1 pseudogene is annotated in these 345 nt (G+C 54.5%); it reads left to right on the top strand.

The features are described from left to right. Nucleotides 1-135 (top strand): annotated as a pseudogene (locus ALO64_RS26125) (conjugal transfer protein); the annotation flags it as partial. Between the last annotated feature and the right edge of the window lie 210 nt (nt 136-345).

The raw sequence follows: 345 nt of genomic DNA on the forward strand, positions 1-345 counted from the left end.
GGCTTTCGGCTGCTCTCGTTCTTTGGGTGGACGTTCCAGGTCCTGGTGATGCGACTGGCTTACCTGTTGCGCGGCAAGCGCTTGTCCGGTCGGCCCTGGTGGTATCGACGCTTTACCGAAAGGGGGGAGCGATGAACTTGCTATTGCAAATGGCGCCCATAATGGAGGCGAGAGACAATGACGTTAACCATTGATCATGCGAAGAAGTTAGTTATTGAATTCTGTGCGACCTACCCGGTAGCGTCCACCATCAGCTACAAAATCAGAGAAACCCAGGAGGAGCTTTATGGACCGCAAGCCACCCGAGAAGCCGCTGGAACCATCCTCGGTTCATTTCGTCCAGGA

This window comes from Pseudomonas meliae (genome assembly GCF_001400515.1).
Taxonomy (GTDB): domain Bacteria; phylum Pseudomonadota; class Gammaproteobacteria; order Pseudomonadales; family Pseudomonadaceae; genus Aquipseudomonas; species Aquipseudomonas amygdali.